Origin of the sequence: Nonomuraea turcica (assembly GCF_030718205.1) — a bacterium.
Lineage (GTDB): Bacteria > Actinomycetota > Actinomycetes > Streptosporangiales > Streptosporangiaceae > Nonomuraea.
Map to the genome: position 1 here is coordinate 261,637 of NZ_JAUZQF010000017.1, position 21,984 is coordinate 283,620.

Below are 21,984 nucleotides of genomic sequence, written 5' to 3' on the forward strand. Positions count from 1 at the left end.
CGACTTCCCCCGGGGCCGTCGCTCGATCGGGCGGTTCCCGGGCGGATGGCCGGGCCGTGCTCGGCCGCCGATCCCCTGGCGGGTCCGTGCGCGGGGCCCGTGGACGAGGGCTCCTCGCCCTGTCGGCCTACTGACGTCCCCATGGCCGCTCCTCGGTCCTCGGCCCTTCGAGGGCAGACGCGGCCCCGAGTGCTGGAGCGGTGTGCTGAGCGGGTGAGGGGCGCAGTGGGCGCGGCATGTGCCGGACGCCGCGTCGGCGGCGATGTGATCTGTATCACCCTGATGTGCCCGAACCGGCTGGCGTGATCGAGGATCTCAGAATCCGTGAACACTTCCCTGCGGGCCCTCGTGGCCGGCGGCGCGGCCGCTGCGGTGATGCTGACGTCGGGCGTGGCCGCCCACGCCGCCACCGCCTACCCGGACTACAAGGCGCCCAAGACCTTCGGCACCTCGTTCCAGCCCGACCCGAAGCATGACTTCACCAAGGGCATCCACTCCCGCCACGACGGCATCCTGCGCGGCTGGATCACCCACGTGCGGGGCGGCGTGGCCGAGTACGAGCCGATCAAGTGGAAGAAGGGCACCCACACCGAAGGGCACTTCGTGGGGCCGCCCGAGGGCGACGCGACGGCGTACGCCTCGCCCATCGCCAAGGACGTGCTGTTCCTGTCGGCGTACGGCTGCAAGGTCTCGATGGGGGACCTGACCGTGAGCAGCAAGACCGGCCTGGGCAGCAAGAAGTGCTCCAGGAGCACGCTGATCAAGCGGCACGGCCGCACGCCGGTGGCCGCGCTCATCACCGTGCACAAGAGCAGGATCGTCAAGGTTCAGGAGATCTATACGCCCTGACGCGCACGCCTGCGAGCACCCGCGCCCCGTGGGGGCGGGCGCGGGACGAGGCGGGCCGTACGCGCGCGGCGGAAATCGCCTGGGAGGATCTCTCCCACTGGCCGACCCATGGGCATAGTGTGAGGTGATGGATCGTCGCATCTTCGGGCTGGAGAACGAGTACGGCGTGACCTGCACGTTCAGGGGACAGCGCAGGCTGTCGCCCGACGAGGTCGCGCGCTACTTGTTCCGGCGGGTCGTGTCCTGGGGCCGATCGAGCAACGTCTTCCTCCGCAACGGCGCGCGTCTGTATCTGGACGTGGGCAGCCATCCTGAATACGCAACACCCGAGTGTGACAACGTCATCGAGCTCGTCACCCACGACAAGGCCGGCGAGCGCATCCTCGAAGGCCTCCTCGTCGACGCAGAGAAGCGGCTGCGCGAGGAGGGTATCGCGGGGGACATCTACCTGTTCAAGAACAACACGGACTCGGCCGGCAACTCCTACGGCTGCCACGAGAACTACCTGGTCGGCAGGCACGGGGAGTTCGGGCGGCTGGCGGACGTGCTGATCCCGTTCCTGGTGACGCGGCAGATCGTGTGCGGGGCCGGCAAGGTGCTGCAGACGCCCCGCGGCGCCGTCTACTGCGTGTCGCAGCGGGCCGAGCACATCTGGGAGGGCGTTTCCAGCGCCACCACCCGGTCCCGGCCCATCATCAACACCCGTGACGAGCCGCACTCCGACGCCGAGCGGTTCCGCCGCCTGCACGTCATCGTGGGCGACTCCAATATGAGCGAGACCACCATGCTGCTCAAGGTCGGCGCCACCGACCTGGTGCTGCGCATGATCGAGGCGGGCACGGTGATGCGCGACCTGTCGCTGGAAAACCCGATCAGGGCCATCCGCGAGGTCTCCCATGACATGACCGGCCGGCGCCGGGTGCGCCTGGCCAACGGGCGGGAGGCGTCGAGCCTGGAGATCCAGCAGGAATACCTGTCGAAGGCGAAGGACTTCGTCGACCGGCGCGGCGGCGACGCCATCGCGCACCGGGTGCTGGAGCTGTGGGAGCGCACGCTGCGCGCGGTCGACACCGGCGACCTCGACCTGGTCTCGCGGGAGATCGACTGGGTGACGAAATACCAGCTGATCGAGCGCTACCGCAAGAAGTACGACCTGCCGCTGTCGTCGCCGCGGGTGGCGCAGCTGGACCTCGCCTACCACGACGTGCACCGCAAGCGTGGCCTGTTCTACCTGCTGCAGAAGCGCGGCTCGGTGGAGCGGGTGGCCTCCGACCTGAAGATCTTCGAGGCCAAGTCGGTGCCGCCGCAGACGACCAGGGCGCGGCTGCGGGGTGAGTTCATCCGCAAGGCGCAGGAGAAGCGCCGCGACTTCACCGTCGACTGGGTGCATCTCAAGCTGAACGACCAGGCGCAGCGCACGGTGCTGTGCAAGGATCCGTTCCGCAGCGTGGACGAGCGGGTGGACAAGCTCATCGCCGGGATGTAGCCATCGGTTTACCTCGGCCCTACTCGGGAGTCGGGTAGGGTGACGCGAATCTGCCGTCTTTTCCGAGGGAAGCGCATGCGCCGCGTTCTGGCCGTTCTGGCCGCCATGCCGTTGATCTTTTTCGCCGCCGCGTGCGGCTCTGAAGAGAGTCCCGCGACCGGCGCTTCCGCCGGGGTGAAGGTCACCGGGAATCTGGGCGCCAAGCCCACGGTGACCTTCCCCTCCGGTTCGCCCGCGACCAAGTCGTCGTATGAGGTGATCCAGCCGGGCACCGGCGCCGCGGTCAAGGCCGGCGACAAGCTGATCGTCAACCTCACCGTCTTCAACTGGGACGGCAAGGGCAACGCCGTCCAGGGCTCCTCGTACGACACGAAGGCGCCCGAGACGATCCCGGTCAACGAGCAGCTGCCGCAGGTGCTGCAGGAGGGCTTCACCAAGGTCAAGCACGGCGGTCGGCTGCTGGCCGTGCTGGCCAACGACTCGATCCCGCAACAGCAGCAGCAGACGGCGCCGGCCGAGCCGACCAAGGTGTTCGTGATCGACGTGGTCGGCGCGCAGCCGGCGGCGCTGAAGGCCGCCACCGGCAAGGAGACCGGCCAGAGCATCGCGGGCGTCAAGGTCGAGAACCCAGGCGGCGACAAGGCGCCCACGCTGACCACGAAGACCTCCGAGAAGCCGTCGGACAAGCTCGTCGTCAAGACGATCATCGAGGGCACCGGGGCGAAGGTGCAGCCCACTCAGACGCTGACCGTGCACTACACGGGCAAGATCTGGGGCACCGACAAGCAGTTCGACTCCAGCTGGGAGCGGGGGGCGCCGGCCGAGTTCCCGCTCAACGGAGTGATCAAGGGGTGGCAGCAGGGGCTGGCCGGGGTGCCGGTCGGCAGCCGGGTCGTGCTGAGCATCCCGCCGGACCTGGGGTACGGCGACCAGGCGCAGCAGAACATTCCCGCGAAGAGCACGCTGGTGTTCGTCGTGGACATCCTCGCCGCCTACTGACCCGATTCGATGGGCGGCCACGGCAGGGTGTGCGTTGCCCGCGCACTCTGCCCGGATCGCCGGGCCTCAGGTCGGCGCCGCGTCTGCCGGCGGCTCGGCGTCCGGGCGAGGGTGTGAGGCACGCGCCGAGAGCCGTCCTGCGCGGCGGGCGCTCATCGGGCACTGCGGCGGGCTGTGCGGCATTGTGGGGCATGAGGGGACATCGGGGCTCGACCGGTATGGGGATATTTCCGGGCTTGCTGACGTGTGATCTGGCGTCGCGGTAGCATCGCCAGGCCCGGCGGCGCAGCGTCGGCGGGCCGTTTCGCGTGGGAGGACCGATGCTCCGCCGTGCCGTCGCCCCGCTCCTGCCGGCGCTCCTGCTGGCGGCCGGCTGCACGGGCGCGCCGGCGGGGAGCCTGGAGCTGAAGGTGGGCGGCGCGTTCGGCGCCAGGCCCACGATCGCCTTCCCCGACGGCAGGCCGGCGGCCGGGCTGCAGGTGGACGAGCTGGCCACCGGCAAGGGCGCGCGGCTCGAGCCGGACGACGTGGCGATCGTCGCCTACACCGCGCACGTGTGGGACGGCGGCCAGAACCGCCTGGTCGACTCCAGCTTCAACCGCGGAGCCCCGGCGGCCTTCCCCGTGGGGCGGCTGCTGCCGGGCCTGGACCAGGCGTTGCAGGGCCGCACGGTCGGCAGCCGGGTGATCGCGGCGATCCCGCCCGAGCAGGGCTTCGGCCCCAACCCGCCGAGCGGCGTGCAGCCGGCCGAGGAGCTGTTCTACGTCGTCGACATCCTCGGCGCCCACCCCAAGGGCGCCTCGATCGACGGCCGCGGCGGCACGCTGGCAGGCGTGCGTGTCACCGGCGGCGCACGCCCGAAGCTGACGGTGCCCGCGACGGCGCCGCCTGCGCGGTTCGCCGCCAAGGTGCTCGAGCGCGGCGCCGGGCGCAGGACACAGGCCGGGCAGCTCGTGGTCGTCCAGTACACGGGCGCGGTCTGGAGCGGCCGCCGGATCTTCGACACGACCTGGACGACGGGGCAGCCGAAGGCGTTCAGGATCGGCGACGGCACCGTGATCAAGGCCTGGGACCGGGCGCTGGCAGGCGTCCCGGCCGGCAGTCGCGTCCTGATGATCGTCCCGCCCGCGTACGGGTACGGCGCCCCGGGTCACCCCGCGTACGGGATCAAGGGCTCCGACACGCTCGTCTTCGTGGTGGACGTCCTGGCGGCGTACTGACGGCGAAAGAGACGCGGAGAAATAGACTCCGCGTGTGAGTACCGACGACCTCGAGGCGCTGGCCTTGCTGCACGACCCCGTACGCCGCAGCCTCTACGACGCCGTCACCGCCGGCGGCGGCGACGTGGGCAGGGGAGAGGCGGCCGAGGCGGCGGGCGTGTCCAGGACGCTGGCCGGGCACCACCTGGACAGGCTCGTCGAGGCGGGCCTGCTGGAGAGCGGGTTCCGGCAGCAGGAGAAGAAGGGCCCGGGCAGCGGCCGTCCCGCCAAGGTCTACCGCAGGGCCAGGGGCGAGCGGTCGGTGAGCCTGCCGCCGCGCGACTACGCCGCCCTCGCCTCGGTGCTGGCCGGCGTGGTGGACCTCCTCGGGGCCGAGGAGCAGGCCGAGGAGGCGGCGCGGCGCGCGGGCGAGCGCATGGCCGGCCGGCACACCGGGCAGCCGGTCGAGCGGGTGCTGGGGGAGCGCGGCTACGAGCCGTACGAGGAGGCCGGGGTGGTGCGGTTGCGCAACTGCCCGTTCCACGCCTTGTCCGAGGAGCAGCCGCTGCTGGTGTGCTCCATGAACCTGGCCCTGTGCCAGGGGCTGCTCCAGGGGCTCGGCGACGACCCGGCCAGGGCGAGGCTGGATCCGCGGCCGGGGGAGTGTTGCGTCGTCCTTTCTAAAACAAATATAGATTGACATAGAAGGGGAAGAGGTGGTGTGCTGAGCGCCATGCATCTCGCAGAGCTGAACATCGCCCATTTGCGCGCGCCCATCGACTCCGCCGAGCTCGCCGAGTTCGTCGCCCTGCTCGAACCCATCAACGCCATCGCCGACGAGGCCCCCGGGTTCGTGTGGCGGCTGAAGGAGAGCGAGAGCGACCCCACCGCCACCGTCGTGCACGACTACGGCGACTACCTACTGGTCAACTTCTCGGTGTGGGAGTCGCTCGACACGCTGTGGAACTACGTCTACCGCAGCGCCCACCTGGGCGTGCTGCGCCGCCGCAGGGAGTGGTTCCTGCGCATGGCGGAGCCGTACATGGTGATGTGGTGGGTCCCGGAAGGGCACATCCCGTCGCTGGCCGAGGGGATGGCGCGGCTGGAACGCCTCAAGGCGGAGGGCCCCAGCCCCGAGGCGTTCACGTTCAAGGACGCCTACGACAGCAGCGAGGCCGCCAGCCTGCCCGCCGCCGCCGAGGCCAGGAAGTAGGCCAGGTCCTCCTCCAGCCCCCGGCCCATCGTCGACAGCTTGACCGGCGAGCCGCGCAGCGCCTCGTGCAGGCCGTCCACCGGCACCGGCACCAGACGGTGCCGGACGGCCAGCAGCTCGGCCTGGTCCCTGACCCGCTCGCCGAACTCGCCGGGCAGCTCCGGCACCGGCACGTCCGCCGGACTCAGCGCCACCCGGCCGTAGGCGGTCAGCGAGTGGTGCGAGACGCCGTAGTGGCGCTCGCGCAGGTCGCCCTCGCTGACCCGCAGCGCCGCCACCGGCCGTCCCCGCAGCACCCCGGCCGCGTTGACCGCCTCGCCCGCCGCCACGCCTGAGAAGCCCCACTTGGTGCCCGTGCCCAGGTTGCCCGGGCCCTGGGTGACGATCGCGACGTCGGCCTCCAGCACGTGCCTGGCCGCCAGCAGGCCCGTGTGCACGGTGACCGCCTCCACTTCGCCGCCGAACGCCTGCCCGACCGTCACCACGCCCGCCAGCCAGCCGGCTTCCCGCAGCCGCGCCGCGGCCATCGAGAACCACACCGGCAGCGCGCCGCCGTCCTGCATCACGTACGCCACCCGCGTGCCGGGCGCGGACTCGTACAGACCGCACAGGATCGGAGCGAGCGCCGAGTGCAGGTCGGCCACCACGACCGGCATCCCGTCCAGCGCGTCTGCCTCGCGCAACTTGTCGTGATGGGGGGAATCCTGCTCGTCCGCGCCCAGCACTGTGGCCTGCAGCGGCGTGTACCGGGCCTTCACCAGGTGCCCGGGCCCCTCAGGATCTTGCGGCAAACGGTTCGGGAGGGCCACCACCATGGCGTAACCTCCCGTACCGAGACCCATCGCGAGCGCGGTCGTGTTGAGCAGCACCTCGTCGCCGGGTTCCGGGCGGCCCACCAACGGCGGGTACGCGAGCGCCCGGCACTCCCCCTCGGGGACGGCGACGTCCAGCTCCACCGCTCCCGGCCACTCGCGTCGGATCCGTACGACCTCGCCCTTGCGCCATCTGATCACGGGGGCAGGGTAGCGTCATGAAGGAGGAGTGAGGCAGATGTCGCGCCGGAAAACGGAACGGTTGCTCAATCTGGTGATCTGCCTGCTCGCCACCCGGCGCCCGCTGTCGGCCGAGCAGATCCGTCAGGCCGTGCCCGGCTACGACCGGGACGGCGACGAGGCGTTCCAGCGCATGTTCGAGCGGGACAAGAACGAGTTGCGCGAGCTCGGCATCCCCATCGACGTGGTGCGCGACCCGTGGGAGGACGAGCCGGGCTACCGGATCGAGCGGCAGTCCTACGAGCTGCCCGAGATCACCCTGGAGCCCGACGAGGCCGCCGTGCTGGGGCTGGCGGCGCAGGTGTGGCAGCGCGCGAGCCTGGCCGAGGCGGCCTCAGGGGCGCTGCTGAAGCTGCGCGCCGGCGGCGTGGCCACCGACCAGCCCGTCGGTACCGGGGCCCTGGAGTTGCGCGTCGACACCCGCGACCCGGCCTTCCCCGCGCTGTGGGACGCCGTACGCGACCAGCGGGTCGTACGCTTCGACTACCGCGGCGCCGGCAGCGAGAGCGTGCGCAGCCGCACCGTGGAGCCGTGGGGCGTGGTCAGCCGCCGCGGCAAGTGGTATCTGGCGGGCTTCGACCGCGACCGGCAGGCGCCGCGCGCCTTCCGGCTCAGCCGCATCACCGGGCAGGTCGCCGCGCTCGGCAAGGCGGGCGCCGTGCAGGTGCCTGAGGGCGTCGACCTGCGGGCCATGGTCGGCTTCCCCGACGAGCCCATGGACGAGCGGGTCGCCGTCGTCCGCGTGCGCCAGGGGGCGTGCGAGGGGCTGCGGCAGCTGGCCAGGGCCGTGCATCCGGGCATCGACGGGTGGGACGAGGCCGAGCTGGCCTTCTCCGACCCCGAACGGCTGGCCGGGTGGATGGCCAGCCTCGGCGCCGACGTCGAGGTCGTCGAGCCGCCGGACGCCCGCGAGGCCGTCATCCGCAGACTGAAGGGGGCTATGGCGTGAGCGAGCGGAGCGGGCGAACAATCAGACGCAGCAGTGGCCCACTCATGCGGCCGACGAAGGAGGGCACGTGAGCGGGCGAACAATCAGACGCAGCAGTGGCCCACTCATGCGACCGACGAAGGAGGGCGCATGAGTGGGTCGGCGGATCGGCTGCCGAGGTTGCTGGCGCTGGTGCCCTACCTGATGTCCCACCCAGGGGCGCAGGTCGGCGAGGTGGCCGCGGTGTTCGGGCTGAGCGAGAAGCAGCTCATCGACGACCTGCAGCTCGTGTGGATGTGCGGGCTGCCCGGCCACACCCCCGGTGACCTGATCGACGTGTCCTGGGACGGCGGCGAGATCATCATCGACAACGCCGATACCATCGCCAGGCCGCTGCGGCTCGGCATCGACGAGGCCAGCGCCCTGCTGGTCGCGCTGCGCATGCTGGCCGCCACCCCGGAGCTGGCCGAGGTGCAGGCCGGCAGCGACGCGCTGCCCCGGGTGATGGCCAAGCTGGAGCGGGCCGCGGGCGAGGGCGCCGCCACCGTCAGCAGCCAGGTCGCCGTCGACGTCGACGCCACCCCCGACGCGCTGCCGCGCGTGCGCGAAGGACTCAAACGGGGCCGCAGGCTGTCACTGCGCTACTACGTGCCCGGCCGCGACGAGGTGACGCCGCGCGAGGTCGACCCCACCCGGGTCGTGGTCGTCGACGGCCGCGCCTACCTCGAGGGCTGGTGCTACCGGGCCGAGGCGATGCGGCTGTTCAGGCTCGACCGGATGCTCGGCGTGGACGTGCTCGACGTGCCCGCCGACCCTCCGGAGGAGGCCGAGCCGATCGACGTCACCCAGGGCGTCTTCCGGCCCTCGCCGACCGACGAGCTGGTCGAGCTGGAGGTCAGCGCCGCCGGGCGCTGGGTGGCCGAGTACTACCCGTGTGAGCAGGTCACCGAGCTGGGCGAGGGGCGGCTGCGGGTGGCGTTGCGGGCCCGCGACGAGGACTGGATACTCAAGCTGGCGCTGCGGCTGGGCGACACCGGCAGAGTCGTCTCCCCGCCGCGGATGGCCGAGACCGTGCACCGGGAGGCCGAGCGCGCCCTGGCCCTGTACGCTCACCGGTCATGACGTGGATCTTCTTGACCGGCGGGCTCGTCCTGGCCGGGCTGGCAGTCCTCGCGGCCGCGGCTGCCCGCGTCGTGGCCGCGGCACGAGGGTTGAACAGGGAAATCGCTCAAATTCACGAGCAATTCAGGCTGAAAGAGGACCTCAAGGGATGAGGCAGAGCCGCTGGCAGCGTACGATCGGGGGGAAGTACAGCACCGCTCTCACCATGAAGGACGTCACATGAACTTGGGAGCTCCAGAGATCATCCTGATCCTGGTGGCGTTGGTCCTGCTCTTCGGGGCCAAGAAGCTGCCGGACCTCGCCCGTGGCGTCGGCCGGTCCCTGCGCATCTTCAAGGCGGAGACCAGCAAGATGACCGAGGATGACGACAAGCCGACGGTCGTGCAGGCCACGCCCGAGCCCCAGCAGGCGCCCGTGCCCCCGCAGCAGATCCCGGCCGCGCCGGTGATCTCCCCCGAGGAGCAGGCCCGCCGGCTCGAGGAGGAGGCCGCGCGCCTGCGTGCCGGCGCTCAGGCAGACAAGCGTCCCTGACCACCCCTCGTCCCCAGGACTGCTGAATGGCGCTGCTGAAACGGTCGGGTCCCAAGCCCAAGCCGGAGCCGGACCCCGAAGGCCGGATGCCGCTCATGGAGCACCTCCGTGAGCTGCGCAACCGGTTGCTCATCGCGTTCGCCGCCGTGGCGGTGGGCCTGATCATCGGCTGGATCGTCTCCGGCCCGGTGTGGGAGCTGCTCAAGGAGCCCTACTGCTCGACCCCGCAATCGCGCCAGCTCAACGGGGAGTGCAGTCTGACCTACAACGGCATCTTCTCGTCGTTCTTCATCACGCTGAAGGTCTCGTTGATGGTCGGCCTCGTGGTGTCCTCGCCCGCCTGGCTCTACCAGCTCTGGGCGTTCGTCACCCCGGCCCTCTACCGCACCGAGAAGCGTTACACGATGACGTTCCTCGCGCTGGCCATCCCGCTGTTCGCGCTGGGCGCGGCGCTGTCCTACATCATCATGGACACCGCCCTGGGGTTCCTGCTGGGGTTCTCCCTCGACGGCACGGTCGCCACCATCTCGATCGACGACTACCTCGACTACGTCCTGATCATGCTGATGATCTTCGGGGTGTCGTTCGAGCTGCCGCTGGTGCTGGTGTTCCTCAACATCATCGGCGTGCTGCCGCACGCGACGGTCGCCAAGCACCGGCGGCTGGTCATCTTCCTGATGTTCGTGTTCGGCGCCATCGTGACGCCCGGCGGCGACCCGATCACCATGATGGCGCTGGCGGCGCCGATGATCGTGCTGTTCTCGGCCGCCGAGCTGTTCATGTACCTGCGGGAGAAGCGGCGGCCGCAGAGTGAGTTCGCGGACCTGTCCGACGACGAGGCCTCGCCGCTGCCGGCGGACACACCGCTCGACGACGACGATCCCGACAAACGCCTTGAAGAGGACTCCGGTCCGGCGCGGTAACGGACGAGCCGCCGGCCTCCGGAGCTCTCCAGGCCAGAAGAGGATTCCGGTTCCGGCCGATAGGCGATAGGTTCCGGGCGTGTCCCCGCAAATCGCGCTGCTCGTCAACCCGGCCGCCCGCGGCGGCCGGACGCTGCGCCTGCTCGAGCCCGTGGCCCGCCGATTGCGTGCCGGAGGCGCCGAGCTCTCGGTGATCGTCGGCGACAACGCCGCGGACGCGCTCGAACGCGCCTGCACCGCCGTCGCCGAACGCCCTGACGCGCTCGTCGCCTTCGGCGGCGACGGCCTGGTCCACCTGGCCGTGCAGGCCGTGGCCGGCACCGACGTGCCGCTCGGCGTCATCCCCGCCGGCACCGGCAACGACATCGCGGCCGCGCTCGGCCTGCCCTGCACGGACCCCGTCGCGGCGGCCCGGACCGTGCTGCGCATGAAGTCGCGGCCGGTCGACGCGGCCCGCATCCGCGCAGGGGGCGTCGAAGAGCTGTTCGCGGGCGTGGTGTGCTGCGGGTTCGACTCGCGGGTCAACGAGCGGGCCAACCGGCGCACCTGGCCGCCCGGGATGGCTCGATACCTGGTCGCGACGCTGGAGGAGCTGCGGTCGTTCCGGCCGATCCCGTTCCGGGTCACCTTCGACGAGGACGAGGTGGTCGAACAGGAGGCCATGCTCGTGGCCGTGGCCAACACCAGCTCGTACGGGGCCGGGATGCGGGTGTGCCCGGACGCCCGGCCCGACGACGGGCTGCTGGACGTGGTGATGGTGGGTGCCATCTCCAAGCCGGAGTTCCTGAGGGCGCTGCCCAGCGTGTACCGGGGGACGCATGTCGGTCACCGGGCGGTGTCGGTGCGGCGGGTGCGCAGGGTGCGGCTGGAGGCCGCGGACGTGGTGGCGTACGCCGACGGGGAGCGGATCGGGCCGGTGCCGGTGGAGTGCGAGATACGGCCCGGGGCGCTGCGGATCATCGTTTGAGATCTACATTGTAAAGGAGCCCGGACGAGGCGGCCGAGGCGGAGGAACGGGCGGGACGGACCGGAATGGCGATTTCGGTAGGCTGACGGGTATGACAACGCCAGCGGAACGCTACGCGGCCTTCCGTCAGAAGCACGGGGACGAAGGATCCGCACTCAGATCGTTCCGAGGTCTCTACGACTTCGAGCTGGACGACTTCCAGCTGGACGCCTGCCGGGCTCTCGAGGCCGGCGACGGCGTCCTGGTGGCGGCGCCCACGGGGTCGGGCAAGACGGTGGTCGGCGAGTTCGCCGTCCACCTGGCCCTGGAGCAGGGCCGCAAGTGCTTCTACACCACCCCGATCAAGGCGTTGTCCAACCAGAAGTACAACGACCTGGTCAAACGCTACGGCACCGCCAAGGTCGGCCTGCTGACCGGCGACAACAGCATCAATGGCGACGCCCCCATCGTGGTCATGACCACCGAGGTGCTGCGCAACATGCTTTACGCCGGGTCGGCCACGCTGGGCGGGCTCGGTTTCGTCGTCATGGACGAGGTCCACTACCTGGCCGACCGGTTTCGCGGCGCGGTGTGGGAAGAGGTCATCATCCACCTGTCGGAGTCGGTCCGGCTGGTGGCGCTGTCGGCGACGGTGAGCAACGCCGAGGAGTTCGGCGAGTGGATCGGCGAGGTGCGCGGCGAAACCACGGTCATCGTCGACGAGGTCAGGCCGGTGCCGCTGTGGCAGCACATGATGGTGGGCAACCTCCTCTATGACATGTTCATGAACGACGAGCTGACGCCGCGCATCAACCCCACCCTGATGCGGGTGACCAGGGACGCCGAGCGGCTGACCGCGGGCCGGGGCCGGCGCGGCTACAGCCGCCCGCAGCGGTCCCGGCCGCCGGACCGGGTGCAGGTGATCGAGAAGCTGGACGCCGAGGGGCTGCTGCCGGCGATCACGTTCATCTTCTCCCGCGCCGGTTGCGACGCGGCCGTGCAGCAGTGCCTGTACGCCGGGATCCGGCTCACCACCGACCGCGAGCGGCATGAGATCAGGCAGCTCGTCGACGAGCGCACCGCGCACCTGCCTGATGAGGACCTGGCGGTGCTGGGCTTCCTGGAGTGGCGCGACTGCTTGGAGCGCGGGCTGGCGGCGCACCACGCGGGCATGTTGCCGGCCTTCAAGGAGGTCGTGGAGGAGCTGTTCACGCGCGGGCTGGTCAAGGCCGTGTTCGCCACGGAGACCCTCGCGCTCGGCATCAACATGCCGGCCCGCAGCGTGGTGATCGAGAAGCTGGACAAGTGGAACGGCGAGACCCACGCCGACCTCACGCCCGGCGAATACACGCAGCTGACCGGGCGGGCCGGGCGGCGCGGCATCGACGTCGAGGGGCACGCCGTGGTGCTGTGGCAGACGGGCATGGACCCGCTGTCGGTGGCGGGCCTGGCCGGCACCCGCACCTACCCGCTGCGCTCCAGCTTCCAGCCGTCCTACAACATGGCGGTCAACCTGGTGGGCCAGTTCGGCAGGGAGCGGGCGCGCACGCTGCTGGAGGAGTCGTTCGCGCAGTTCCAGGCCGACCGGGCGGTCGTGGGCCTGGCCAAGCAGCTGCGCAAGCAGGAGGAGGCCCTGGAGGGCTACCAGGAGGCCATGACGTGCCACCTGGGCGACTTCCCTGAATACGCGGCGCTGCGCCGCCGCCTGTCCGACCGGGAGGCCGAGCTGGCCAGGCAGCGGGGCGCCGCCCGGCGCGCCGCTGCGGTGCGGTCGCTGGAGGCGCTGGAGCCCGGCGACGTCATCCGGGTGCCCGGCGGGCGGCGGGCCGGATTGGCGATCGTGCTCGACCCGGGACGCAACCCGCGCGGTCGCGCTGCGGGGACGGGCCCCAACCCGCTCGTGCTGACGATCGGCAAGCAGATCAAAAAGCTCGACCCGGCCGACTTCCCGGTGCCGGTCGAGCCCTTGGAGAAGCTGCGCATCCCGAAGAACTTCAACGGCCGCTCGCCGAAGGAGCGCGCCAACCTCGTCTCCACGCTGCTGGCCAAGATCGGCGACCGTGACCTGGGCAAGCCGGACCGGGTCCGCGACCACGCCGTGGAGGACGAGGAGGTCAACGAGCTGCGCCGGCGCATCCGCCAGCACCCCTGCCACGGCTGCGACGAGCGTGAGGACCACGCCCGCTGGGCCGAGCGCTACTACAAGCTGCTGCGCGAGACCGAAGGGCTGCGCCGCCGCGTCGAGGGCCGCTCGCACGTGATCTCCCGTACGTTCGACCGCATCTGCTCGGTGCTGGAGCAGCTCGGCTACCTCGACGGCGAGGCGGTCACCGATGAGGGCAGCCGTCTGGGCCGCATCTACACCGAGCTGGACCTGCTGACCGCCGAGAGCCTGCGCCAGGGGTTGTGGGAGGAGCTGGAGCCGGCCGAGCTGGCGGCGTGCGTGTCGGCGCTGGTGTTCGAGTCGCGGGCCGCCGACGACGCCCGCCGGCCCAAGATCCCCGCGGGGCGCGCCCAGGACGCGCTGACGGCGATGATCCGGCTGTGGGGGGAGCTGGAGGGCATCGAGTCCGACCACGGGCTGTCCACCATCAGAGAGCCCGACCTGGGGTTCGCCTGGGCGGCGTTCCGCTGGACGAAGGGGCACAGCCTGGACGCGGTGCTCATGGACGGCGTCAACGGCAACGAGTTGGCCGCCGGCGACTTCGTCCGGTGGATCAAGCAGCTGATGGACCTGCTCGGCCAGCTGGGGAACGCGGCCCCGCCCGGCAGTAAGATCAAGCAGACCTCCGTCAAGGCCGTGGACGCCATGCGGCGCGGGGTGGTGGCCTACTCCTCGCTCACCTGAGCATGCTCGTGGCCGTCTAGTCGTCGTGGCGGAGTCCGAGGACTGTCACCACCAGGCCCAGCAGGCCTGCCACGGCGGCGACGGCGGTCAGCGCGCCGCCCTCGAACCACAGGTGCAGCAGGCCGAAGCTCTTGCCGAAGACGTGCTCGGCGACGAGCGCGCCGAAGCCTTGAATCATGAGGATGATGCCGAGGAACGTCATGCACCGATCGTGGCAGGCATGGTGAAGGCTTCCATCGAACCAAAGTATCGGCCGTCCTCCTCCTTGGAACCAGCCCCCAGAAGCACCTTTGGTGGTCTGATTACCTACTTTAGGTATTCCAGGCATTTACTCCTAATTTAACTGGAATGCGGAATTGCCTTTCTGGGCTGGGTCGGCGGGTCAAGTCTCTTTTGCATCGGTGAATATCTCGTGATTTATCAGAATTAGGGTGCTAACGTCCGATTTGTGAATGTGTCGGCCATCCAATGGGGGAGGAATCATGGCTAACACGCAGTTCACGCAAGTCGGGTTCCACGAAGGATGGGGTTGGGGCCGACGGCGGGGGTGGCGACGACGCCGCCGCTGCTGGGGCAGACGTCGTAAGTGGTGGTGGGGGTGGTAAACACACCCCGTGAGAGCCGGCGGCTGAGCCGCCGGCTCTCTTTCGTCGCCTCCGGCCGCGAACTCGCGCCGGCGATTTCCCTTCGCCGCACCTTCCGCGAGTTCTGGCCGGACACGCGCGGGCTGCGCCGGCTGTTCGTGGCCGGCCTGCTGCTCGCCATCGTGGCCGCGCTGTGCGAGGTCGCCGCGATCCGCCTGTTCGGCCACATCACCGACGAGGTGCTCGCCACCCGGAATCTGGGAGCCTTCTGGGTTCCGGCGCTCACCTGGCTCGGGCTCGCCGCGGTCGCGGGGGTCGCGGCCTTCGCCGGCACGTACGCCACCGCGCTCGGCGCCGAGCGCTTCCTGCTGGGACTACGCGACCGGGTGTTCGCCCACATCCAGACACTCGCGCCGGACTTCTCGGAGAAGCGGCGCCTCGGCGACCTCATGGCCCGGCTCACCGACGACGTCGAGGCCATCGAGGAGCTCGTCGGCTCAGGAGTGGTCAAAGCCCTCACCGCGGCCGCCAGCGCGGTGTTCTTCGCCGGAGCCGCCTTCCTCATCCGGTGGGACCTCGCGCTCGTCACCTTCGCGCTCATCCCGGCGTTCCTGCTGGTGTCGAAGGCGTTCGCGGGCAGGTTCAGGACGGCCGCGGCACGCGAGCGGCACAGCAACGGCGTCATGAACAGCGTTCTGGAGGAAGGGCTGGCCAACCAGCCGCTCGTGCAGGCGTACAACCGGCAGCCGGCCGAGTCGCGCCGCCTGCACGCCGAGGGACGCACGTGGCTGCGTGCCAACATGGCGCAGGCCTGGCTGTCCGGCCTGTACGGCCCCGCCGTCCAGATCATCGAGACCGTCTGCCTGATCGTCATCCTCGGCGTCGGCGCGTGGGAGATCGCCGCGGGCCGGCTGACCATCGGCGGCCTGCTCGCCTTCGCCGCGTACCTGGCCCTGCTCTACCCGGCCGTGCAGAGCCTCGGCGAGCTGGCCCTGACGGTGTCGGAGGCGGCCGCGGGATCCGACCGGATCATCGAGATCCTGCGGACCGAGCCCGCCGTCACCGACGCACCCGGCGCGGTGGCCGCCGGAACTCACGGACGCAGTCGCGGGTGGGTCGAGTTCGACAAGGTCGGCTTCGCCTACCCGGGGCGGGCGCGGCCGGTGCTGCGGGAGGTGTCCTTCACCGCCGGGCCCGGCGAGCTGCTCGTGCTCACCGGGCCCAGCGGGGCGGGCAAGTCCACGCTGGCCAAGCTGCTGCTGCGCTTCTACGACCCGGACGTGGGGTGCGTCCGGCTCGACGGCGCCGACATCCGGGGCCTGACCCGCGAGTCGCTGCGGGCCAACGTCACCGTGCTGCACCAGGAGACGCTCCTGTTCTCCGGGTCGGTACGGGACAACATCGCCTACGGGCGGCCGGACGCCTCGCACAAGGAGCTGATCAGAGCCGCCCAAGCGGCCGGGGTGCACGATTTCGTCAAACTGCTGCCGCAGGGCTACGACACGCCGGTCGGGCAGCGGGGGCGCCTGCTGTCCGGCGGGCAGCGGCAGCGGATCGCGATCGCCAGGGCCATCCTGCGCGACGCGCCCGTGCTGGTGCTCGACGAGCCCATGAACGGGCTGGACGAGGCGACGGCCGCCCAGGTCATGCAGCCGCTGCGGCGGCTCATGGCCGGCCGGACGACGATCCTCATCACCCACGACCTGCGGCATGTGCCCGACGGAGCGCGGGTCGTCGAGCTGGAGCCGGTGCCCCGTGAGGATCGCCTGCGCCTCAAGCGCACCGGCACCCCGGCCCGCCGCCCGGCCCCGCGCCGCGCCGCCCAGCCAGCGCCGGTGCCGGGTACGGCGTGGCAGGCGACTGTGCCGCCACGCGAACTCCCGCCCGGTCTCTGTCCTCGATAGAATCGGAGAACGCTCTCCGCTTGTCGGGACGAAGGCAGGTGCACATCATGGGCGACGACCACAGCACGGGCAGGCCGCTGCGCGCCGACGCCCGCCGCAACCGCGAGCGGGTCCTGCAGATCGCTCAAGAGGCCCTGGCCAGCGACGGACTGACCATCTCCTTCGACGACATCGCCCGCAGGGCCGGGTTCGGGGTCGGGACCGTCTACCGGCATTTCCCGACCAAGGAGGCGCTGTTCGAGGCGGTGCTGGTGGGGCGGATCGAGCGGTTCGTGGCCGACGCCCGCGCGCTGGGCACGGCCGAGGACCCGGGCAAGGCGTTCTTCGGGTGGTTCGCGCAGGTGGTGGAGCTCGCCTCGGCCAACCAGGCGCTGTGCGACATGCTGGACAGCGGCTCCGGGATGGCGTTACGCCCGGGCTCGACCCTCGCGGACGACTTCGCCGGCGCGCTCGGCCGGCTGCTGACCAGGGCGCAGCAGGCCGGCGCGGTGCGGCGCGACCTGGTGACGGAGGACGTGCAGGACCTGTTGCGAGGGTGTCTGGCGGCGGAGCGGCGAGCCCGGGCCAGGGGCGGAGCCGTACGGCTGGCGGAGGTCATCTGCGACGGGATGCGGGTCAGGCCAGGGTGAAGCGGACCTCGCGGGTTGCCGGGTCCGCTTGCGCCAGGCGTACCGTGACTTGCTCGCCGAGAGGGAGGGCCCCGTCGCAGCGGGCGATCACCGCGGGGTCGGTGAGCTGCACCTGCCCGCCGCCGCGCCGCTCGTCCACGTCGATCACCATCGCCTCGAACGCCTGCCCGAGCCGGTCCCGCAGCAGGAACGCCTCCACCAGGTCCACGCACGCCCGGTCCACGGCCGCCGCGCGCCGCCCCGAGGACGACATGACGGCGGGCAGGCTCGCCAGCCCCGCCCGCACGTCGGACGGCACCGGCTCGCCCGCGGCGACCGCCAGGCACACCTCGGTCGCGTACCGGTCGACCAGGCGCCGCAGCGGGGCCGTGACGTGCGCGTATGGGGCCGCCACCGCGGCGTGCCCGGCCTCCTTCGGCGGCCCCCCGTCGAAGGCCTCGTAGCCGGAGCCGCGCAGCAGCACTCTCGACTCGTGCAGGAACGCCGCCTGCTGCGGGTCGCGCGGATCCAGGTCGTGCACCACCGCGCCGTAACCGGCGCCGTCAGGCCACGGCACGCCCAGCGCCCGCGCCACCCTGCGGACCTTGGCCAGGTCGTCGGGACGCGGCGGCGGCAGCACCCGCAGGATGCCGATCTCGGCGTCGAGCATCATGGCGGCCGCGGCCATGCCGGTCAGCAGCGAGATCTGCGCGTTCCACGCCTCGGCCGGCAACGGCAGCCGGAACTCCAGCCGGTAGCCGCCGTCGGCGGGGACCACCTCCTGCTGGGGCGTGGGCAGGGTGACACCGCCGCGCTCGCGCTCCAGGGCCAGCCGGAGCCGGCCGATCTCGGCCAGCAGCCCCAGGACGCCGTCGGCGGTGCCGGTGTCGACGGCCGCCTGCACGTAGGCGTAGTCGAGGCGCTCGCGGCTGCGGACGAGGGCACGCTGCACGTCCGCGCCCACCGTGCGGCCGTCGGCGTCGAGGTCGATCCGCCACACCGCGGCCGGCCGCGGCGCGCCCGGCAACAGGCTGGCCGCGCCCTCCGACAGCACGCGGGGGTGCAGCGGCACCTTGCCCGCCGGCAGGTAGACGGTCTCGCCCCGGGAACGGGCCTCGGTGTCGATGATCCCGCCGGGCTGCACGAAGGCGCCGACGTCGGCGATGGCGTACCAGACGCGGTAGCCGGCGCGCAGCCGTTCCAGGTGCACGGCCTGGTCGAGGTCCATCGAGCCGGGCGGGTCGATGGTGACGAACGGCACGTCGGTGAGGTCCTTGCCGGTCGGTCGAGGCACCTCCGCCACCCATTCGGCCTCGTCGAGCACGGCACGCGGGAAGGCGCCCGGCAGCGCGAGCTCGCGGCTGATCCGCTCGAAGCCGTCTTCCAGCTTGACCGGGATCTCTTCGGGAACCTGAATCATCGACACGCCCCCCAACCTACCGGGGTGCGCGGGCGGCGCCGATCAAGCGAGGTGGCCGTCGAGCCCGGTGATCCGCAGCAGCCGCCGCATGGCCGGCGGGACGCCCGCGATGCGCAGCGGCGTGTGCTGGCACCGGGCGTGGTCGTGGACGGAGACGAGCATGCTGAGCCCGGCCGCGTCGATGAAGGACAGGCGGCTGACGTCGATGACCACCGCGGCGTGCCGGGCGCGGCCGGCCTCCCGTAGCAGGGCGAGCAGGTGACCCCTGAGCAGCTCGGTGGTGGCGATGTCGAGCTCGCCGGACACGGCGACCGTCACGGTGCCGTTGCGGCGGCTGGTGGTCAGCTGTAGTGGATCCAAGTCCGGCTCCGCGCTCTGTCAGGGCCGGGAACACTCTGTCGCTGTGCGCGGACCCGCCCTTGTCGTCGACACCAGATGCGATGCGCAGGTCACTCAACGCGACTGCGTGCTTCCGGAATGGAGTTTACCTGCCTGCTCGCGAACGTCGAGAGGCTGCGCGATGGTTTCGGGTAGACAGGAGAATTCCTCGGGAAAGCAATTTCGAATACCCGGTGGGAAAAACATCACCCCTCAGCGGGCGGCCGGTCTCAGCCGCGAGGCGGGTCAGGCGTTGACCTCGGCGCGGCCGTGCCGCCAGTAGCCCATGAACGCCACCGCGCGCCGGTCCATGCCGCGTTCGGCCACCAGATGCCGGCGCAGGGTTTTGATCACCGCCGCCTCGCCGGCCAGCCACGCGTACAGGGAGTCGGCCGCCTCCTCCTCCGGCACCTCCCACAGCTCCTCGGCGTCGACGTCCACGTCGTCGAAGGACTCGGGCTGGGGCAGCGCGGGCAGCAGCCGCTCGGCCGCGGCCCGCACGGCGGGGACGAGCAGGCCGCCGCGCTCGGCGTCGTTCCTGGCCAGCCACGAGACCGTCACCGAGCAGGCGGTCTCGACCGGCAGGAAGTCGTCCTCGCACGGAACCTCCATGAGAGCCTCGCCCTGGACACCGGCCGGCAGGCGTTCGAGGACGGAGCAGATCGCGGGCACGGCGGTCTCGTCGCCGGCGATGAGCACGGTCTTGCTGCCGGCCGGCGGGCGGAACTCCAGGCCGCCGTGCCATCCGTCGTAGCGGGCGTCGGGGCCCATGAGGACGGCCGTGTCGCCGGGCCGCACCTGCGCCGCCCAGCGGGCCACCGGGCCGTCGCCGCCGGGGTGCATGACCACGTCGACGTCGACCTCGCCGGCCTCCCGGCGCACCCCCCTGGCGGTGTACGTGCGCATCGGGTTGCGCTTGTCGTCGTCGAGCCCCCGCCACCGCGTGAACCAGTCGGGTCCGGCCGGCAGGTGGGCCAGGCCGTGCTCCGGAACCGGCAGGATGAGCTTGATGCGCTGGTCGAACCCGTTGTCGGCGAAGTGATGGAGATCGGCTCCGGTGAACGTCACCCGCAGGAACGACGGGCTGAGCCGCTGCAGCCGCTCGACCTGGACGTGGAACATGTGAAAGGGCTCGCTCATCCCCGGCCTCTCGATCGATATTAGGTGAGCCTAACCTAAACGATCGCGACCGGGATGGCCAATGCCGCCGGGACGCCCGGGAAAAGCGCACGTCAGGGGTGGTTTGCACAGTCGGCGCCGCAGGACTGTGATGAAAGTTTCACGTCTCGTTGACAGCGGGAAAGCGCTTACCTATGTTGTGGCGTGTTCGCTCACACGTATGGCAGCCACATATGTGAACGATGCTCACCTGGGGGGCCACCATCTCGCAGGCCGGCTCGGCCTGCACGGGCCAGCAAGGAGCTTGTATCGTGCGACACAGAATCAGCGGCAGGACAGCCGCGGTCATCGCGGGCGTCATCGCCCTCGCCGGCACCACCGTGGCCGGCATCGCGGCGGCCTCCTCCGCGGCGGCGGCGCCGGCGCCCGGGACGTACACCGTGGTGAACAACGGCAGTGGCCTGTGCCTCACCGTGCCGGGGGCCACCACGTCCGACGGCGTCCAGCTCACCCAGACCGGCTGCGGCGGCTCCGGCCAGACCTGGAACCTGGCCGCGAGCGGGAGCGGCTACACGCTCAAGGCCGCCCACAGCGGCAAGTGTGCCGGCGTGCGGGACGCCAGCACGTCCGCGGGCAAGCCCGTGCAGCAGGAGAGCTGCACCGGCGCGTCGTCCCAGACGTGGACGCTGCCCGAATCGGGCAGCACCGTCCGGGTCGTCAACGCCAACGGCGGCAAATGCCTCAACATCAAGGACAACTCGACCGCGTCCGGTGCCCTGGTGCAGCAGAACTCCTGTGACTCGGTCGCGACCAAGCAGTGGCGGCTCGTCCCCGCCGGCGGCGGCAACCCCACCCCGACCGTGACGCCGACGACACCGCCTCCCGGCCCCGGGAACCCGACCGGGCTGGTCGGCTGGGCCACCCAGGGCGGCGGCACCACCGGAGGCGGCAGCGCCTCGCCCATCACGGTCACCTCGGCCTCGGCCCTGACCAGCGCCCTGTCGGCCAGCGGCGCGTCGGTGATCCGGGTGTCCGGCACCATCTCCTGCTCCGGCATGCTCCGCGTAGCCTCCAACAAGACCGTGCTGGGCAACTCCGGCGCGACCATCGCGGGCTGCGGGTTCAACATCTCCGAGGCGTCCAACGTGATCGTCCGCAACCTGACCTTCCGCGACTGGAACGACGACGCCATCAACATCCAGTACGCCACCCGCGTCTGGGTCGACCACAACTCCTTCAGCAACGGCTACGACGGCGCCGTGGACGTCAAGCGGGCCAGCGACTACGTCACGATCTCGTGGAACAAGGTCTCCAGCCACAGCAAGACCATGCTGCTCGGCCACGACGACGGCAACAGTGCCGAGGACCGCGGGCACCTGCGCGTGACGTACCACCACAACTGGTTCGACGGCACCAACAGCCGCCACCCGCGCGTGCGCTACGGCAACCCCGTGCACGTCTACAACAACTACTACGGCAACATCGGCGACTACGGCGTGGCCTCCACCCAGGAAGCCGGCGTGCTGGTCGAGGGCAACTACTTCGAGAACACCGACGACCCCTTCCACCGCGGCGAGGGCGACTCCGACCCGGGCAACCTGGTCGCGCGCAACAACCACTTCGTCAACTCCGGCACCGGCGACCAGGGCGGCAGCGTCGGCTCCATCCCCTACTCCTACACGCTCGACACCCCGTCCAACGTCAAGTCCATCGTGACCGGGGGCGCGGGCGCGGGCCGCATCTCCGTCTGACGCCTCCCGCACGGCCCCTCCGGCTCCCGCCCCCGGAGGGGCCTCCCCGCGCCCGGTGACCATGAGCGCTTCGGGTAGCGTCTCCACTCAGGTCACGAACCCCCGCCTGAGTAAGGAGCCCGAA

General features: G+C 71.0%; 21 protein-coding genes. 16 read left to right on the top strand and 5 right to left on the bottom strand.

The window, feature by feature from the left end; all coding sequences use genetic code 11:
* Positions 1-324: 324 nt before the first annotated feature.
* From Q9G87_RS38245 to Q9G87_RS38270, 6 genes are all read left to right on the top strand, one after another.
* Complete coding sequence (locus Q9G87_RS38245; protein ID WP_305921460.1) at positions 325-849, top strand: hypothetical protein; 525 nt, start codon at positions 325-327, stop codon at positions 847-849.
* Between the two features lie 127 nt (positions 850-976).
* Positions 977-2,335 carry a Pup--protein ligase gene (gene pafA, locus Q9G87_RS38250; protein WP_305921461.1) on the top strand — a complete coding sequence of 453 codons (1,359 nt, stop codon included), beginning with the start codon at positions 977-979 and terminating at the stop codon, positions 2,333-2,335.
* A gap of 75 nt (positions 2,336-2,410) precedes the next feature.
* Positions 2,411-3,334, top strand: coding sequence for an FKBP-type peptidyl-prolyl cis-trans isomerase (locus Q9G87_RS38255; RefSeq protein WP_305921462.1), 924 nt, complete (start codon positions 2,411-2,413; stop codon positions 3,332-3,334).
* A 320-nt stretch (positions 3,335-3,654) separates the two neighbouring features.
* Positions 3,655-4,554 carry an FKBP-type peptidyl-prolyl cis-trans isomerase gene (locus tag Q9G87_RS38260; protein WP_305921463.1) on the top strand — a complete coding sequence of 300 codons (900 nt, stop codon included), beginning with the start codon at positions 3,655-3,657 and terminating at the stop codon, positions 4,552-4,554.
* Positions 4,555-4,588: 34 nt separating this feature from the next.
* Complete coding sequence (locus Q9G87_RS38265; protein ID WP_305921464.1) at positions 4,589-5,233, top strand: helix-turn-helix transcriptional regulator; 645 nt, start codon at positions 4,589-4,591, stop codon at positions 5,231-5,233.
* A gap of 33 nt (positions 5,234-5,266) precedes the next feature.
* Complete coding sequence (locus tag Q9G87_RS38270; protein ID WP_305921465.1) at positions 5,267-5,746, top strand: DUF3291 domain-containing protein; 480 nt, start codon at positions 5,267-5,269, stop codon at positions 5,744-5,746.
* Here the strand turns inward: Q9G87_RS38270 and Q9G87_RS38275 are convergent.
* Positions 5,692-6,759: a DUF3866 family protein gene (locus Q9G87_RS38275; protein WP_305921466.1), complete on the bottom strand. Its 1,068-nt coding sequence runs from the start codon at positions 6,757-6,759 to the stop codon at positions 5,692-5,694. The genes Q9G87_RS38270 and Q9G87_RS38275 overlap by 55 nt on opposite strands.
* 37 nt (positions 6,760-6,796) lie before the next feature.
* Here Q9G87_RS38275 and Q9G87_RS38280 point away from each other — a divergent pair, with 37 nt between their 5' ends.
* The 7 genes from Q9G87_RS38280 (at position 6,797) to Q9G87_RS38310 (ending at position 14,096) form a co-directional block, all read left to right on the top strand.
* Positions 6,797-7,747 carry a helix-turn-helix transcriptional regulator gene (locus Q9G87_RS38280; protein WP_305921467.1) on the top strand — a complete coding sequence of 317 codons (951 nt, stop codon included), beginning with the start codon at positions 6,797-6,799 and terminating at the stop codon, positions 7,745-7,747.
* Positions 7,748-7,876: 129 nt separating this feature from the next.
* A complete protein-coding gene (locus Q9G87_RS38285; RefSeq protein WP_305921468.1) occupies positions 7,877-8,848 on the top strand; it encodes a helix-turn-helix transcriptional regulator in 972 nt (323 codons plus the stop codon).
* Positions 8,845-9,000, top strand: coding sequence for a hypothetical protein (locus tag Q9G87_RS38290; RefSeq protein WP_305921469.1), 156 nt, complete (start codon positions 8,845-8,847; stop codon positions 8,998-9,000). Before Q9G87_RS38285 ends, Q9G87_RS38290 begins: the two co-directional genes overlap by 4 nt.
* Before the next feature lie 67 nt (positions 9,001-9,067).
* Positions 9,068-9,379 carry a Sec-independent protein translocase subunit TatA gene (gene tatA / locus Q9G87_RS38295; protein WP_305921470.1) on the top strand — a complete coding sequence of 104 codons (312 nt, stop codon included), beginning with the start codon at positions 9,068-9,070 and terminating at the stop codon, positions 9,377-9,379.
* 26 nt (positions 9,380-9,405) lie between these two features.
* A complete protein-coding gene (gene tatC, locus Q9G87_RS38300; RefSeq protein ID WP_305921471.1) occupies positions 9,406-10,302 on the top strand; it encodes a twin-arginine translocase subunit TatC in 897 nt (298 codons plus the stop codon).
* Between the two features lie 79 nt (positions 10,303-10,381).
* Entirely contained in the window at positions 10,382-11,269 is an 888-nt protein-coding gene (locus Q9G87_RS38305) for a diacylglycerol/lipid kinase family protein (RefSeq protein ID WP_305921472.1), read from the top strand.
* A gap of 91 nt (positions 11,270-11,360) precedes the next feature.
* Complete coding sequence (locus tag Q9G87_RS38310; RefSeq protein ID WP_305921473.1) at positions 11,361-14,096, top strand: DEAD/DEAH box helicase; 2,736 nt, start codon at positions 11,361-11,363, stop codon at positions 14,094-14,096.
* A gap of 16 nt (positions 14,097-14,112) precedes the next feature.
* Here the strand turns inward: Q9G87_RS38310 and Q9G87_RS38315 are convergent, their stop codons facing one another.
* Positions 14,113-14,298 (bottom strand): hypothetical protein, encoded by a 186-nt coding sequence (locus Q9G87_RS38315; protein WP_305921474.1) that lies wholly within the window; start codon positions 14,296-14,298, stop codon positions 14,113-14,115.
* Between the two features lie 396 nt (positions 14,299-14,694).
* Here Q9G87_RS38315 and Q9G87_RS38320 point away from each other — a divergent pair, with 396 nt between their 5' ends.
* Together Q9G87_RS38320 and Q9G87_RS38325 are read left to right on the top strand one after the other, a co-directional pair.
* The gene (locus Q9G87_RS38320) at positions 14,695-16,584 is read left to right on the top strand and encodes an ABC transporter ATP-binding protein (protein ID WP_305921475.1); all 1,890 of its coding nucleotides are present in this window, start codon (positions 14,695-14,697) and stop codon (positions 16,582-16,584) included.
* Between the two features lie 47 nt (positions 16,585-16,631).
* Positions 16,632-17,213, top strand: a complete 582-nt coding sequence (locus Q9G87_RS38325; RefSeq protein WP_305921476.1) for a TetR/AcrR family transcriptional regulator — start codon at positions 16,632-16,634, stop codon at positions 17,211-17,213.
* Here the strand turns inward: Q9G87_RS38325 and Q9G87_RS38330 are convergent.
* The 3 genes from Q9G87_RS38330 to Q9G87_RS38340 form a co-directional block, all read right to left on the bottom strand.
* A complete protein-coding gene (locus Q9G87_RS38330; protein ID WP_305921514.1) occupies positions 17,200-18,612 on the bottom strand; it encodes an RNB domain-containing ribonuclease in 1,413 nt (470 codons plus the stop codon). The two genes, Q9G87_RS38325 and Q9G87_RS38330, sit on opposite strands and share 14 nt — an antisense overlap.
* Positions 18,613-18,654: 42 nt before the next feature.
* Positions 18,655-18,972, bottom strand: coding sequence for an STAS domain-containing protein (locus Q9G87_RS38335; RefSeq protein WP_305921477.1), 318 nt, complete (start codon positions 18,970-18,972; stop codon positions 18,655-18,657).
* Positions 18,973-19,236: 264 nt separating this feature from the next.
* Positions 19,237-20,130 (bottom strand): siderophore-interacting protein, encoded by an 894-nt coding sequence (locus tag Q9G87_RS38340; RefSeq protein ID WP_305921478.1) that lies wholly within the window; start codon positions 20,128-20,130, stop codon positions 19,237-19,239.
* 290 nt (positions 20,131-20,420) lie between these two features.
* On the opposite strand from Q9G87_RS38340, the gene Q9G87_RS38345 reads away from it, so the two are divergent.
* Positions 20,421-21,860, top strand: coding sequence for an RICIN domain-containing protein (locus tag Q9G87_RS38345; RefSeq protein ID WP_305921479.1), 1,440 nt, complete (start codon positions 20,421-20,423; stop codon positions 21,858-21,860).
* Positions 21,861-21,984: the final 124 nt, after the last annotated feature.